General features: G+C 49.5%; 12 protein-coding genes. 1 reads left to right on the top strand and 11 read right to left on the bottom strand.

Going from position 1 to position 14,738, the window contains the following annotated elements:
- Positions 1–111: 111 nt before the first annotated feature.
- The 5 genes from EOE67_RS07080 to EOE67_RS07060 are packed head-to-tail and all read right to left on the bottom strand — an operon-like array spanning position 112 to position 4,996.
- Positions 112–2,178: a type IV pilus secretin PilQ gene (locus tag EOE67_RS07080; RefSeq protein WP_127698331.1), complete on the bottom strand. Its 2,067-nt coding sequence runs from the start codon at positions 2,176–2,178 to the stop codon at positions 112–114.
- Between the two features lie 16 nt (positions 2,179–2,194).
- Positions 2,195–2,734: a pilus assembly protein PilP gene (locus EOE67_RS07075; protein WP_127698330.1), complete on the bottom strand. Its 540-nt coding sequence runs from the start codon at positions 2,732–2,734 to the stop codon at positions 2,195–2,197.
- On the bottom strand, positions 2,734–3,324 hold the full coding sequence (locus EOE67_RS07070; RefSeq protein ID WP_127698329.1) for a type IV pilus inner membrane component PilO: 591 nt from the start codon (positions 3,322–3,324) through the stop codon (positions 2,734–2,736). The genes EOE67_RS07075 and EOE67_RS07070 overlap by 1 nt, the downstream gene beginning before the upstream one ends.
- Positions 3,321–3,929: a PilN domain-containing protein gene (locus EOE67_RS07065; RefSeq protein ID WP_127698328.1), complete on the bottom strand. Its 609-nt coding sequence runs from the start codon at positions 3,927–3,929 to the stop codon at positions 3,321–3,323. The genes EOE67_RS07070 and EOE67_RS07065 overlap by 4 nt, the downstream gene beginning before the upstream one ends.
- Positions 3,917–4,996: a pilus assembly protein PilM gene (locus EOE67_RS07060; protein WP_127698327.1), complete on the bottom strand. Its 1,080-nt coding sequence runs from the start codon at positions 4,994–4,996 to the stop codon at positions 3,917–3,919. The genes EOE67_RS07065 and EOE67_RS07060 overlap by 13 nt, the downstream gene beginning before the upstream one ends.
- Before the next feature lie 152 nt (positions 4,997–5,148).
- Between EOE67_RS07060 and EOE67_RS07055 the strand changes: the two genes are divergently transcribed.
- Positions 5,149–7,719, top strand: a complete 2,571-nt coding sequence (locus tag EOE67_RS07055) for a penicillin-binding protein 1A (protein WP_127698326.1) — start codon at positions 5,149–5,151, stop codon at positions 7,717–7,719.
- A gap of 92 nt (positions 7,720–7,811) precedes the next feature.
- Here EOE67_RS07055 and EOE67_RS07050 read toward each other — a convergent pair whose 3' ends face one another.
- The 6 genes from EOE67_RS07050 to argC form a co-directional block, all read right to left on the bottom strand.
- Positions 7,812–8,867: a hypothetical protein gene (locus tag EOE67_RS07050; protein WP_127698325.1), complete on the bottom strand. Its 1,056-nt coding sequence runs from the start codon at positions 8,865–8,867 to the stop codon at positions 7,812–7,814.
- Positions 8,868–8,969: 102 nt separating this feature from the next.
- Entirely contained in the window at positions 8,970–10,358 is a 1,389-nt protein-coding gene (gene argH, locus EOE67_RS07045) for an argininosuccinate lyase (protein ID WP_127698324.1), read from the bottom strand.
- 107 nt (positions 10,359–10,465) lie between these two features.
- Positions 10,466–11,683: an argininosuccinate synthase gene (locus EOE67_RS07040; RefSeq protein ID WP_127698323.1), complete on the bottom strand. Its 1,218-nt coding sequence runs from the start codon at positions 11,681–11,683 to the stop codon at positions 10,466–10,468.
- 8 nt (positions 11,684–11,691) lie between these two features.
- A complete protein-coding gene (locus EOE67_RS07035; RefSeq protein ID WP_127698322.1) occupies positions 11,692–12,606 on the bottom strand; it encodes an ornithine carbamoyltransferase in 915 nt (304 codons plus the stop codon).
- Between the two features lie 130 nt (positions 12,607–12,736).
- Positions 12,737–13,528, bottom strand: a complete 792-nt coding sequence (gene argB, locus EOE67_RS07030; RefSeq protein WP_164852246.1) for an acetylglutamate kinase — start codon at positions 13,526–13,528, stop codon at positions 12,737–12,739.
- Positions 13,528–14,583, bottom strand: coding sequence for an N-acetyl-gamma-glutamyl-phosphate reductase (gene argC / locus EOE67_RS07025; RefSeq protein ID WP_127698321.1), 1,056 nt, complete (start codon positions 14,581–14,583; stop codon positions 13,528–13,530). The genes argB and argC overlap by 1 nt, the downstream gene beginning before the upstream one ends.
- Between the last annotated feature and the right edge of the window lie 155 nt (positions 14,584–14,738).

The following is a 14,738-nucleotide window of genomic DNA, read 5'->3' as shown; positions in this document are numbered from 1 at the left end:
TAAAAGCTCCCACGAAAATTTGAAGCGCTGAATTATGTCAGTTTTGCCGACAGCTTAGCAAGCTAAATTTGTCAGGGCCCGGACAGGCCCTGACAGCTTTGAGCAGAATGGCTACTGACCTTCAGTCAGGATTTTTGGCGTGACAAAAATCAATAATTCTTTCTTCTCGGTCTTATCCAATGAACGGCGGAACATTGCGCCAACATAAGGGATATCGCCGAAGAATGGCACTTTTTGCACAGTATTGATCGTTTGTTGCTGATAAATACCGCCCAGAACTATGGTCTCACCATTGTCGACTAACACCTGCGTTTGAATACGCTGGGTATCAATGGCGACCGCATTACCCGTTGCTGTTGGTACAATTTTACCTTCGGTATCCTGGGTGACGATTAAGTCCAGAATAATCTTATTATCCGGGGTCACCTGTGGTGTTACTTCCAGACTCAGTACCGCTTTTTTGAATTCAACAGTGGTGGCGCCGCTTGATGCAGACTGCACATATGGAATTTCCACACCTTGTTCAATCCGCGCTTGTTTCTGATTGGCGGTTGAAATTCTTGGTGAAGCAACAATCTCAGCCTTGTTTTCTTCTTCCAGGGCTGACAGTTCTAAGTCAATCAGCGTACCGTCACCTAATTTGGCGATATGGAAACCAATACGGCCAGCAGAGGTGCTGCTTAACGGCAGATTGACGTTGTAGCGTCCATTACTATTGACCAGCGCTGGGATCTGACCATTGGCCAAGGAGTTTGCAGCTTCCAGCGACCCACCCACACCTTTGGTATTTTGCTGATCATTAAAACCCCAACGAATACCCAGTTCATCAGCAACGCTGTCTTTAACCGTCACCATCCGCGATTCAATGAGCACCTGCTTCACCGGTACGTCTAACCGTTCAACTAACCGACGGACGTTCTCGATGGCTTTGGCAGTGTCTTTGAGCAGAATGGTGTTGGTGCGATCATCCACCGATGCCACACCACGGGCAGTCAGTAACGAAGCGTCTTTATTGCTTAATAACTTCGCAATATCAGCAGCTTTGGCGTAGTTAATCGCGATAAACTCGGAGTACAGCGCTTCCAGTTCTTCCACTTTATTCCGCGCTTGTAACTCTTTAGCTTCACGTTCCGCCAGCTCGTCGGTCGGTGCAATCATCAGAATGTTGCCGTCCATCCGTTTATCCAGACCCCGTACTTTTAACACGATATCCAGTGCCTGATCCCAAGGCGTGCCGTCCAGACGCAACGTGATATTACCGACCACAGAGTCGCTCGTAACTAAATTGAAGCCGTTGTAGTCCGCGATAATCTGCAGTACGGTCCGTACCGGAATATCCTGGAAGTTTAATGAGATAGCACGGCCTTTATATTCTTTACCACCGGCCATAAAGCCAACGGCTGACGCATCTTTTTCTACCGACAAGCTGAAAATATTATCAATTTGCTGGTAGTTAAACTTAAAAGCAGAGGTCGGTTCAATCACGATACGGGTTAAAGCGCCTTCTTTAAAGGTTTCAATACCTTTGACTACAGTACCAAAGTCCACCACATCTAACTGATACAACAGTTCTTCCAGAATATCGGTATTGTGGAATTCCACGATGATCTTGCCGAGTTTTTCCGACACATCCACCGCTGCGGTATTTTCTTTTAAGAATACCAACACCCGCGCTTCACCTTTTTCACCACGGCGAAAATCGATGGCGTTTACTTTGTTGATATAAGTTGGCGTGACATCGGCGGTTTGTCCTGGTGTCGTTTCCGTCGGGTTGTCGGAAATTTGCAAGTAAAACACGTTGCCTTTAACCCTGGTGCGATAAAGCTTCAGATGGTCCAGATAAATTGAGGTTTTAAAACCTTCATTAAAGAATTCAGATTTGGCGCGTTGCACACCGGCTTTATCAATCTCAACATCCGCCAGCTTTTCTTCATAGTCAGCTTCAGCAAAAGTCAATTCAATCCGGGAAGGTTCGTTCAGTACCTGAACCGTCGGCTCAGCCTGTAAATCTTCATCAAAGACAAATTCAATTTCGGTTTCGCCAGTACTCAGCGGGTTATACCGTACATCGTAAAGTAACGGCACTGCCATCGCAGGCGCAGCAGACAGCAACAGGATCCCGAGCAGCAGACGACGGCTCACCGGTAATTTTTTGATTGTTTTAGTTGTATTTTCCATGCTTCTCTCGCACACCTTATTTGCTGGCTACAGCTGCTGGTTCAGCCATTGGCAGTACTGTGGTTCGTTCTTTCCAACAACCTGCACCATCAGGAATGAGTTCCAGTAATTCCACTTGAGCCGGATCAACGTTAATCACACGGCCATGAAACAAGCCAATGTAATTGTTTTTACTGATCCGGTGTAAGGTCTTGTCTGACGCTTCAACCAGCGCCCAAATATCATTTTCGTCACCTAAAGTGCCGCGCATCTTCAGGTTATCCAGTGCGTACTTCTCCAGCGGCTCTTTGCGCCGGGCCGGATCAGGGCTCAGACAGTCCTGAATTTGTGCATATTTTTCTTGCACGGCTTCCGGGCGTGGCGCACTAAACGGACTGCGCGACTGCGCTGATTTATAGCTAATATGCACGAATTCTTTGACTTCCGGCAGCGGCGGAATTTTCGCCGGCGTACTGGCTTTCACCGTATTCATAAACTGCTGAATTTCGGTTAAATCGTCGTAACAGCCTTGCAGTAACAACAAACTGACACAAACCACAGGTAAAGAACGCTTCATTATTGAGCCTCCTTATACCGGTAGGTTTTTGCAACGACGTTAAAGACTAAGCGTTCATCTTTATCAGTCGTAACCGAGAAATCGTGTAATGAAACGATCCGCGGTAATTTGGCGACCTCGCTGACGAAGTTACCAAATTGATGGTAGTCGCCGACGACGTCGATTTTAATCGGCAGTTCGGTGTAAAAGTCTTTTTCGATTTCCGGTAACCAGTTGATTTTAACAAAGGTTAAACCGGTCGACGTTCCGGCGTACGTAATGTCGTCCAGCAAACCCGGTGTTTCGTGGGTCGCTGGCAACTGTTTTAACAGATAGGAGAACGTTTCTTCCATCTCAACCATCTGTGCCTTGTATAGCTCAAGGTTTACCGCCGAAGCATACTTCACCCGATAAATCTGACGCAGCTCCTGCTCTTTTGCTTCTGAGATCTCCAGTTGCGTTATTTGATCATCAACCAGTAAGAAAAAGGTTAATACGCCAATCATCAAGACCAATATCGCCACCACCATTGCTTTGGCTGCAATGGGCCATGACCCCATATCGGACATATCAAGATTGTTGAGTTCTTCTAGATTAAAATTCATGCTCATTTGGCGGCTCCCGGTACTGGCTTGGCCGGCTTCGGTGTGCCGGTGGTGGCCCCCTGCACGGCTTCAAAACCTTTCACGGTTAAGTGGATTTTGAAATCGCTGAGCAATTGAGTCTGATCTTTACCCGCTTCGATAAACTCCAGCAGTGGATCTTTGAGCAGTTCGGAGCTTTCAACCGAGCGGATCATATTCGACAGCCGGTTATTTGATTCACTTTTACCCACGAGCAACAAAGACGGTCCTTGTTTTTGTAAGTTGGATAAATACACACCCGCCGGAACCACCGAAGCAATCTGATCCATGATCTGAGTACCCAGGTTTCGACTACTTTGCAGCTGACTGATCAGCTCCATCCGTTTTTGCAGGTTTTTCTTTTTCTCGTCCAATTCTTTGATTTCGACAATCCGTTGTTCCAGGATGGTAATCTCACCTTGCAGGTAGGTATTGCGGCTATTCTGACCTTCGATTTTTGCGGTATAAACCGCGCTTAAACCGAAAATAGCACCAAAACTTAAAATCCCTGCCGCGCTGAGGACAGTCATAAACTGGGTTTGTTGTTGTTTCCGCTGCGCTTCACGCCACGGCAATAAATTTATATATGCCATGTTGAGAAACTCCGTAACGCCAGGCCACTTGCCACCATTAACTGGGGAGCAACCTGATTGAGCAATTCGCGGTCAACGGACGCGGCAGTTTCCATATGCAAAAATGGATTCGCCACTACGGTATGAATACCGAGTTCGTCGGTCAACAGTTTGTCGACACCTTCGATGAGACTGGTGCCACCGGAAATCAGCAAGTAATCAATATTGTCGCGACCTGAGGTGGTCAGATACATCTGGATACCGCGGCGCACCTGCTGTAATAACATGGTCTGAAAAGGCGCCAACACTTCAAAGGTATAATTCGGCGGTAAATCATTGGTGACTTTCGCTGTCTCTGCCTCTTCATAAGTTTTGGCATAATAAGAGACAATACTGCGGGTATATTGCTCACCGCCAAACACCTGGTCGCGGGTGTACAGGGTTTTGCCATCTTCCAGAATACTGAGTAAAGTCATGGTGGCGCCGATATCAACCACCGCGACTAATTTCGATTTGGCATCTGACGGTAGTTGTCTGGCACACAGTTCTGCAGCGCGGCTGAGGGCATAACTTTCGACGTCGATGACGCGGGCAGCAAAACCACCTTGATCCAGCGCACTGACCCGCGTTTGCACGCTTTCAGTGCGGGCGGCACTCAATAACACATTCACTTTGGACGGGTCGTTGCTGTTCAGATCTTGTTTTTCAAAATCCAGGCTGACTTCACTCAGCGGATAAGGGATTAAACTGTCGGCTTCAACTTCAATCTGACTGGCAAGTTCGGCATCGGTCAGGGCGGCATCCATGAAAATCACTTTGCTAATCACGGTCGAACCGGAGACGGCTGCAGCGGCGAACTTCACAGTTTTAGGAATTTTTTTGCGGATTTTACCGATGACATTACCAACGGCTTCAATGTCCTGGATCTCACGCTCGTTCATTGAGCCCTTAATCATGGGTTCTATTGCAAAGGCTTCTACTTTATAATGCCCGCCATGCTGACTGAGCAACACAGCCTTCACAGTGTGAGCACCGATATCTACCCCTAGGATTAAAGGGTTTTTTGTCTGAAACAGGCGATTTATCATAGCTTCCTGCGGCCGTATCAAATTTATGATTATTATGGTTTTGATTTTTAGCTTAGCCGTTTTAACACACAACTAAAGAGCTTTAACGACTGCTAATAAATTTATACTAGCAGCCTATTTTAGTAAATGGGAGTAAAAATTGGGGCGATTCAGTGTCTTGGCTTAAAAAACTGGTAATTATTACCCTAAGTTGCTTTATTGCAGGTCTGACTGTGATATTTGGCAGCTACCTGTATCTGAAAGATGACCTGCCTAGTGTAGAGACGCTGAAGGATGTCCGATTACAGACGCCGATGCGCGTATTTAGTCAGGATGGCGAGCTTATTTCACAATTTGGAGAGAAGCGCCGGATCCCTCTGAAGATCAATGAAATACCACCTTTATTGATCCAGGCGGTGCTTGCCACCGAAGATGCACGTTTTTACGAACATCCGGGCATTGATGTCATCGGCGTGTTCCGGGCGGCCACAGTCGTCGCCACCACCGGCGATTATTCGCAAGGTGCCAGCACCATTACCCAGCAGCTTGCCCGATTATTTTTCCTTAGCCGCGAAAAGAAAATCATCCGCAAAATAAAAGAAGCCTTTTTGGCCTTTCATATTGAAGAGCTGCTGACCAAAGATGAAATTCTCGAGTTGTACCTGAATCGGATTGAATTGGGACAAAGGGCATTTGGGGTTGGTGCTGCCGCACAAGTCTATTTTGGCAAGAATATTCAAGACCTGACGTTATCGGAAATGGCGATTATTGCCGGTCTGCCGCAAGCACCTTCGGTATTAAATCCGGTACGCTCACCAAGCAGAGCGCGTGCGCGACGGAATATCGTCCTGGGACGGATGTTGACCGTTGGTTATATCACCCAGCAGCAATACGATGAAGCCATTCAGGCGCCGATCGTTTCCAAATTACATGGCGCCCAAATTACCGCGTCGGCGCCATATCTGGCAGAAATGGTCCGCAAAGAAATCGTCGATACCTATGGTGAAGATGAAGCTTATTCCAAGGGTTTCCAGGTTTTTACCACTGTGCATTCAGCGCAGCAAACCACCGCCGTGCAGGCGCTGCAACAAAATCTGCACAATTATGACGAACGCCATGGTTTCCGCGGGCCGGTCGCTATGGTATGGCCGGCAACCCGCCAGGAAAATGCTGACGGCTCGGTAAGTTTTGTCGAAGACAAACGTTTTTCCGACGAAGCCATTCTGGCCTACCTCGACCAACAGGACGCGATCGAAAAGCTGACACCGGCCGTGGTGACGCTGGTCGAAAACCGCAGCGCTGAAGTGATGATTGCCGGCGGTCGTAAGGTGCAACTGGGCTGGGACGGGCTGAAATGGGCGCGGACTTTTATCAGCCACGAGCGTCAAGCCAATCCGCCAAAGTCTGCCACCCAAATTCTGGCGCCAGGCATGCACATTTATGTGCGGGAACAGCAAGGCGAATGGCGGTTAAGTCAGTTACCCCAAGCCAGCAGTGCGCTGGTGGCGCTGGATCCAACCGATGGCGCGGTGCGGGCGCTGGTCGGTGGTTACAGCTTTGGTCTGACTCAGTTTAACCGGGTGACCCAGGCCAACCGTCAGGTCGGCTCGAACATCAAACCTTTTATTTACTCTGCTGCCTTAGAGCATGGCTATACGCTGGCTTCGGTGCTGAATGATGCGCCTATTCATGAATGGGACGCTGGTTCTGGTACCGCCTGGCGGCCGAAAAACTCGCCTGATGTCTATGACGGCCCGATCCGCTTGCGTGAAGCTTTGGCTAAATCGAAAAACGTGGTGTCGGTGCGGTTGATTAGTGGTGTTGGCATTGATCATACTATCAATCACTTAGCCAAATTTGGCTTTCATAAAAACGATTTACCGCGGAACCAAACGCTGGCGCTGGGTTCTGCTTCGTTAACACCGCTGGAGCTGGCAACTGGTTATGCGGTGTTTGCCAACGGTGGTTATTTGGTGAAACCTTATGTGATTACCAAAATCCTTGATGATCAGAACAATGTGATTTTTGAACATCAGCCAATCAAGGTTTGTCAGGATTGTCAGCCAACTTTGGCGCCAACGGACGTGGTCGCTGCTGAGCAACCAGCAGCCGTTGCGGACGCGGATAGCACCCAAGTTAGCGAAGCTGAACCGGCGGCCATCGAAACAACACCAGCTGAAACCTTCGCACCACGGGTGATTTCACCGCAAAACGCCTTTTTAATTGCCGAAGCGATGAAAAGTGCAGTTTGGGGTGGTGATGGATGGGACGGTACCGCCAAGAACCTGAAAGCATTAAAACGACGGGATTTATCCGGCAAAACCGGCACCACCAACGATGTCAAAGACACCTGGTTCTCTGGTTTTACACCCGATCTGGTGATCACCAGCTGGGTTGGTTTTGATGATGCTGAAAGTGTGCTGGGCAAAACTGCCTGGAATAACAATCTGGGTGTTGAACAGGTTTCTGGTGGCGAATCTGGCGCCCGCACTGCTCTGCCGCCGTGGCAAATTTATGCTGCAGCGGCGCTGGCTGATTTACCGGAAAAATTTCCGCCAGCTCCGGTCGGTATCGTTTCGGTGCGGATTGACAACAAAACCGGTTTGCTCACGCAGGCAACGGATAACAGCAGCAGTTTTGAGTTTTTCCAGCAAGGCACTGAGCCAACGCAGTACGCCAGTCCGAATAATCCGGATTTGCCGGAACATCAGCAAAAGCAGGAAGAAATCGATATTTTCCGCTAAGCGAACTGTTTAAGCCTGAAGTTGTAGCAGCCATTGCTGCAACTTCAGGGCATTCTTCAAACCTATTGCCCCATAGTTACAAAACCCTGTCATTACAAAACCACGGCGCCGGGGTTCAGCTGCTGCCGTTGTTGTTCCAATTCGGCTAAAGCTTTGTGTTGCCTCATGCAACTATCAGTGCCAGATACCTGGGTCAGGATTTTACCAATTGGATTGTACGGCCAGCTATACCAAGGATAAGTTTCGGAAACGTCGGCCGACTTTTGCTCTGCACAGGCCAGATGCAGCCGGGCAAATGCATTGCTAACGGCCTGAAGTTTAAGAAAAGGCCGCCACAGCAACGTCGTTAGCCATCGGTCAAGTAGACTTTGCTCTTCCGGACTGACCTGAACAACGCTGGCGATGGCACTGTTCGCAAAGCTCCATTCACCCGCCATCGCCAGCAGCAACGACGATTCATCGGCAGTCAGTGGCTGTTGCCAAAGATCAGGCATTAATTGTTGATATTGCTCCGCTGGCAGAGTTTGTTTCAGCATCTCTGCAAACATAAAATGCCGGCGGACTCCAGCAACCACAAGCAATTTGGAGAGTGGGTTATTGCTGGTGACCAGCTGTTTACGCCAGAAACTCACATCTTGCTGTAACCTCGTTTTGGCGGTTGCCAGTTCACCCGACTGAGTTTTTAACCAGACATCCAATAAATACAACTGCTGCATTTCACTCAGCGGACTAAGCGCAACGGGTTCGGTGCTGACCTCAAGTACCGGAGATTGCCAGACCGGAAACGCCAGTAACTTTTGATAAGAATTCAATACACCCTGCTGCTGAGTAAGTTGAGCCGGCAATGCAGCTTGTGCTGCTTGCAGTTCAATCAGACATTGTTCTGGCTGACACTGCAGCAACGTCCGCAGCGCATCGGGTAAATTTAGCGGCTGTGCAAGATGTTTTGTATAGTAGATAAAACTATTATCCTGCTCCGGTGCCGGCACTTGCGCCTGCAGGATCTGCTGTAATTGCACACTTTCCGCCGAAGGTGCTTCATCCTTCAGGTTAATCGCCCATAACAACAAGTACAAACTAATGGCGAATGCCAGCAACACCAGCAGTAGTTTACCGAGGCCTTTGATAAAGTTTTTTGCGTATATCACACTGATTCCCTGTGAAAAAAATGCTGAGGTCTTTGAATACTACCTCAGCATTTTTCCGTAAGGCAACGTGTTTGGGATCTGGCGGGTAGCGGTCGGATCCGTTTATTGACCAGACAGCTTAGCAAACCACTGCTCAGCCGCAGTGAGCGCACTGCCGACCTGCTCTGGCGAAGTCCCACCCAAGGCTGCACGTTTGGCTAAACCTGCTTCGATGGTGAGTGCAGCATAGACATCATCGCTAATCAGCGGCGATACGGCTTTGAGCTCGGTCAACGACAACGCTTCCAGCGGTTTTTGCTGGGCTGAAGCTTTCAGCACCAGTTCGCCCGATAACTCATGCGCATCACGAAATGCCACACCTTTGCCAACCAGATAATCGGCTAAATCGGTGGCGTTGCTGTAGCCAAGTTCAGCGGCACGACGACATTGCCCGGCATTGACCGACAAATGCGGTAGCACTGTGGCAAGCACCAACAAACACTGTTGCCAGGTGGCCATCAAATCAAAAAAGCCTTGTTTGTCTTCCTGCATATCTTTGTTGTACGCCAGCGGCAGGCCTTTGAGCACATGCAAAATACTGACTAAATGGCCCAGCACCCGACCGGTTTTCCCGCGCAGCAATTCAAATACATCCGGGTTTTTCTTCTGTGGCATCAACGAAGAGCCTGATGAAATCGCGTCGCCCAGTTTAAAAAAGCCCGCTTCGCCAGAGCAGAAGAAAATTACATCTTCGGATAACCGCGATAAATGGGTTAAACACAGACTGGCAGCAGCAGAAAGCTCCACCACGTAATCGCGATCTGATACGGCATCGAGGCTATTGCGCGCTGCAGCGGCAAAACCTAAACGTTCGGCCACGGTAACCCGGTCCAATAACACACCAGTGCCAGCTAAAGCGCCACAGCCCAGTGGACAAACATCCATCCGTGCTAAGGCATCATCAATCCGGCTCAGATCACGGCGGAACATTTCGACATAAGCCAAAGCCCAGTGACTGACCAACACCGGTTGCGCCCGTTGTAGATGGGTAAAACCAGGCATCACCAAACCATAATGACTGCGGGCAAAAGTGAGTAATGCACCGATGGCAGATTGCAGCGCATCGCGCACTAAACCGGCATTCAGTTTGCTCCATAGCCGCAAATCAGTGGCTACCAGATCATTGCGCGAGCGGCCGGTATGGAGCTTTTTCGCAGCATGACCGATTTTTTCGCCAAGCTTGGCTTCGACCCAACTATGAATATCTTCTTCTTTGGTTTGCAGCGGCAGCTCTGGATTAGCTTCGACTTCCGTAGCGAGTTCGGCCAATGCGCCGTCTAATAAGGCCGCTTCTTCCGCCGTGATAATGCCCGCTTCGGCCAGACCAATGGCCCAGCTGCGCGATGCCGCAATATCTTGTTGCGCCAATAAATAGTCAAAGGCTAATGAATCATTAAAAGCCCGGAATTCATCCAGACTGGCTTCCTGAAAACGTCCGCCCCACATGGCCATGATAAAAGTCTCCGATACTAAATATAAAAACAGCGGCCGAAACCGCTGCTGGATCTAATCCGCTCGCTGACCGGCTTGCTGTTTGGCATGCCAGTCACAGCTACAGTTTAACCTTTGGCGTGCAGCGCCCGAATGCGGCTGGCCAGTGAATACAGACGGATAAAACCGGCGGCATCTTTCTGGTTATACACTTCGTCACCGTCAAAAGTGGCAAAAGCTTCTGAGTACAGGCTGTTTGGTGAACGGCGTTTCGCCACAGTGACCTGACCTTTGTAAAGCTTCACCACAATATCACCAGTAAGCTGTTCGGCCAGCGAGTTTGAAGCGGCAAATAAGGCGTCTTTCAGTGGCGTAAACCAACGGCCGTCATACACCAATTGCGCTACTTCTAAGCCGACTTCTTCGCGGTATTTCAATGAAGTACGGTCGTAGACCAAGGATTCCAGCGCACGCAGACCAGCCACGATAATAGTGCCGCCCGGTGTTTCATAACAACCACGCGATTTCATGCCGACAAGGCGGTTTTCAACAATATCTATGCGGCCCACGCCATGCTCAGAGCCAATGGCGTTCAGCTGTTCAATGGCTTCAATTGCGCCAACGGCATTGCCGTTAATGGCCGTCAGTTCGCCTTTTTCGAAACTCAGCTGTAAATATTCAGCTTTATCCGGCGCTTGCTCTGGTGATTTGGTCCACATCCAGACTTGATCAGAAGGCTCGTTCCACGGATTTTCCAGCTCGCCACCTTCGTGCGAAATATGGAATAAGTTGGCGTCACGGCTATAAATTTTGGTCGCGGTTGCTGTGGTCGGCACGTTTTTCTCGGCCAGGTAATTCAGCAAAGACTGGCGGGAATTAAATTCCCACTCACGCCATGGCGCAATGATTTTCAGCTGTGGTGCTAAAGCGGCAAATGCGCCTTCAAACCGTACCTGATCGTTACCTTTACCGGTACAACCGTGGCATAACGCATCAGCACCCAGTTTCAGCGCCAGCTCAACCTGCGCCCGGGCGATAATTGGCCGCGCCATCGACGTGCCGAGCAAATATTGGCCTTCGTACACTGCGCCAGCTTTGAGTGTCGGGTAAATCACTTCTTTGACAAACTGTTCGCGTAAATCAACGATGTAGCAGCTGCTGGCACCGGATTTAATCGCTTTTTCTTCGACGCCAGCCAAGTCTTCAGCGCCCTGACCAACATCGGCAACAAACGCAATGACTTCACAGTCATAGTTGTCTTTTAACCAAGGCACGATGGCCGAAGTATCCAAACCACCGGAATACGCCAGTACCACTTTTTTCACGTTTTGTTTTACATCACTCATGTTCGGCCTCAGGCAAATAAACTTACTAAAACGGCATTTTGCGCATGCATACGGTTTTCCGCTTGCTGCAGCACCAGGGAATAATCACTGTCCAGCACTTCGCTGGTCACTTCATGGCCACGATGGGCCGGCAAACAGTGCATAAAGTTTTTCACTGCCAGCCGCTGCATCACGGCGGTATTAATCTGATAAGGGGCAAAAACTCTTTCGACTTGCGCCGGATCCGCTTTGTTCCCCATCGACATCCAGGTGTCGGTATAAATGGCATCCGCACCGGAGGCGGACGACACATGCTGACTCAGCGTCAGCTTGGCACCACTTTCCTGGCCTAAAGCCTGCGCTTTTAACAGCACATGTGCATCAGGGCCAAAACCAGGTGGCGTCACCACTGTTAAAGTCATCCCCATAATGGCAGCACCTAACATCAGCGAATGACAGACATTGTTGCCATCACCGACAAAAGCCAGATGCACTTTGGATAAATCACCAAATTGCTCTTTGAGCGTCAGCAAATCGGCCAGCGCCTGACATGGATGGTACAAGTCGCTCAGGGCGTTAATCACCGGCTTTTTGCTACTTTGCGCCAGTTTGATCAGGCTTTGCTGCGAATACACCCGCGCCACAATCGCATCGGTCCAACAGGCTAAATTGCTACCGAAATCTTCCACCGATTCGCGTACACCCATGGCACCATTTTGCTGATCCAGGTACACGCTGTGCCCACCCAGTTTGTTGATGCCAACATCAAAGCTGACCCGGGTACGTAGCGATGGTTTCTCAAACAACAGCGCAATACTTTTACCTTTGAGTGCAGTACTGTAGTTGTTTGGGTGTTGTTTAATTTCCAGGGCTAAATCCAGCAAGCCCGCCAATTGTTGTTGATCCAGTTCAGCTAAACATAACAGCTGTTTTAATTGACTCATAACTCACACTGCTCGACCGCGCTGCGGCTTCCTTATTGGGGAAATCGGCCCGACGGTCTAACAGCGTCAGACCTTCGTGATAGCGGATTTCAGTGGGGTTGAGGGTTTCCCGGTACTTCGAAACGCCCCCTTATTCACTGATGCAAGTTCCGACTGCTTGTTGTTGCATCAGTTTTAATAAATCATTGGGTTGCTGCCAACCGGCAACAACGATCGATCGTCGTAGCGCCGCCGCAGTTTCCAGCGCCGCATCTAACTTCACTTTCATGCCGCCTTTAATCACGCCACTCTCGACCAATGCCTGTGCGCCTTTACCATCTAGTGTGCTGATGAGCTTGCCTTCGGCGTCCAGAATACCCGGCACATCGGTCAGCAATACCAGCTGACCTTGTACCAATTGGCAAATGGCGGCTGCGGCTAAGTCTGCGTTTACATTGAGTAAATCGCCTGCATCGCTTTGGCCAATCGAGCTAAATACCGGCACAAAACCGCTTTGCAATAAGGTGTTGACTAAGGTGCCATCGTTGGCTTTAGCGATGCCGACTGCCCCCAGTTTAGTATTCACTTCAAACTTCAGACTTTTACCGGCGGCTAAAGTTAAACCTACCGCTTTTAAACCCTGCAGCTGTGCTCGCGACACCATCAGGCTATTGACTGCACCGGCCAAAGCACCCGTGATCACCGGCATTTGTTCTTTTGGTGATACCCGCTGACCATCAATTTTCTGCGTGCTGAAACCAAAAGTTGCCAGCCAGCTGTCAACCTGATCCCCACCGCCGTGCACCAGCACAATCGGGTATTGGGTTGAAAGCTCAGCCACTACTTTGAGTAGTGCGTCCAGCGCGTGATTGTCTTGTAATAACCGGCCGCCCATTTTTAACACTAAAGGCGTTTTTGGGTTTGCTTGGGTGTGTTGGCTCATCACAGCACTCCTGCTTTAGCAAAAGCGAATAAACCCGCCGTTTCAGCTTTGCCAAATTTGACGTTGGCCGCCTGCATCGCCTGCGCCGCTGCACCTTTCAGCAAATTATCAATCGCCGAAACCACCACTAATTGCTCGCCATCTTGCTGCCAGAAAATATCGCAAAACGGTGTGCCATCGACATCCGCCACATTCGGCGAGGTTGCCGTTAACCGTACCAGTGGTTTATTGGCATAAGCATGGTGAAAAGCAGCTTTCACCTGTTCAGCGGTGACGCCGGCTTTTAATGTCACCACGCTGGTGGCCAGAATACCGCGTTTAAAGTTACCTAAATGTGGCGTGAACACCACTTTACGGCCTAAATTCTGTTCAATTTCAGGCCGGTGCCGGTGTTTGAAAAAGCCATAAGCATTCAGACCCACTTCGCAAAAAGAGGTATTGAGCGCCGCTTTACGACCGGCGCCCGAAACGCCGCTGGTGGCATTAATCACCGGAATACAGTTATCCGCGACCAGTCCGGCTTTTAACAAAGGTAACAACGCCAAAGTACAAGCAGTTGGATAACAACCCGGCACTGAAATCAGCTGTGGTAATGGCTTGTCCAACCATTCCATCAGTGAATAAACCGCTTCGTTGAGTAACGCCGGATGCTGATGCTCATAACCATAAAATTTTGGATAAAGGTCGGCCTGTTTTAAGCGAAAAGCACCGGATAAATCGACGACGACGATGCCGGCAGCCATCAGTTTTGGCGCCACTTCTTCACTGGCTTCATGCGGCAGCGCTAAAAAGGCCACATCAACTTTACCTTTGATCCGGGCGATTTCGTCGTCTGTCCAGGGTTCAACTAACACATCCACTTGCTGCTGGAAGCGTGGGTAGAGCGAAGAAAAAGGCTCTGCTTTGCGCCCGGCAGAGGCATAGGCAAAGCAGAGCTCAAAGTGAGGGTTTCTGGTTAATAAAGCGCACAATTCAGCGCCGCTATAACCGGCCGCACCTAAAACAGCGGCTTTTACTAAAGATGTTGGGGTTTGGGTTGGCAACTCAGACGACATTAGCGGTCGATCTCCAAAAACAAATAATCAAAATGGCCACGCCAGAACAGATGCGGCCAGTGTAATGGGTAGCTCATGCACTTTCAAGAATTTTTATGCTGTTTTTTTGAATTAATATTAATTAATACTTATCGCATCAAAATGCAACATAGGAC

The sequence above is a fragment of the Rheinheimera riviphila genome, from assembly GCF_004005945.1.
Lineage (GTDB): Bacteria > Pseudomonadota > Gammaproteobacteria > Enterobacterales > Alteromonadaceae > Pararheinheimera > Pararheinheimera riviphila.
Note: the sequence above shows the minus strand (reverse complement) of the source record. Positions and strands in the feature narration are given on the sequence as shown.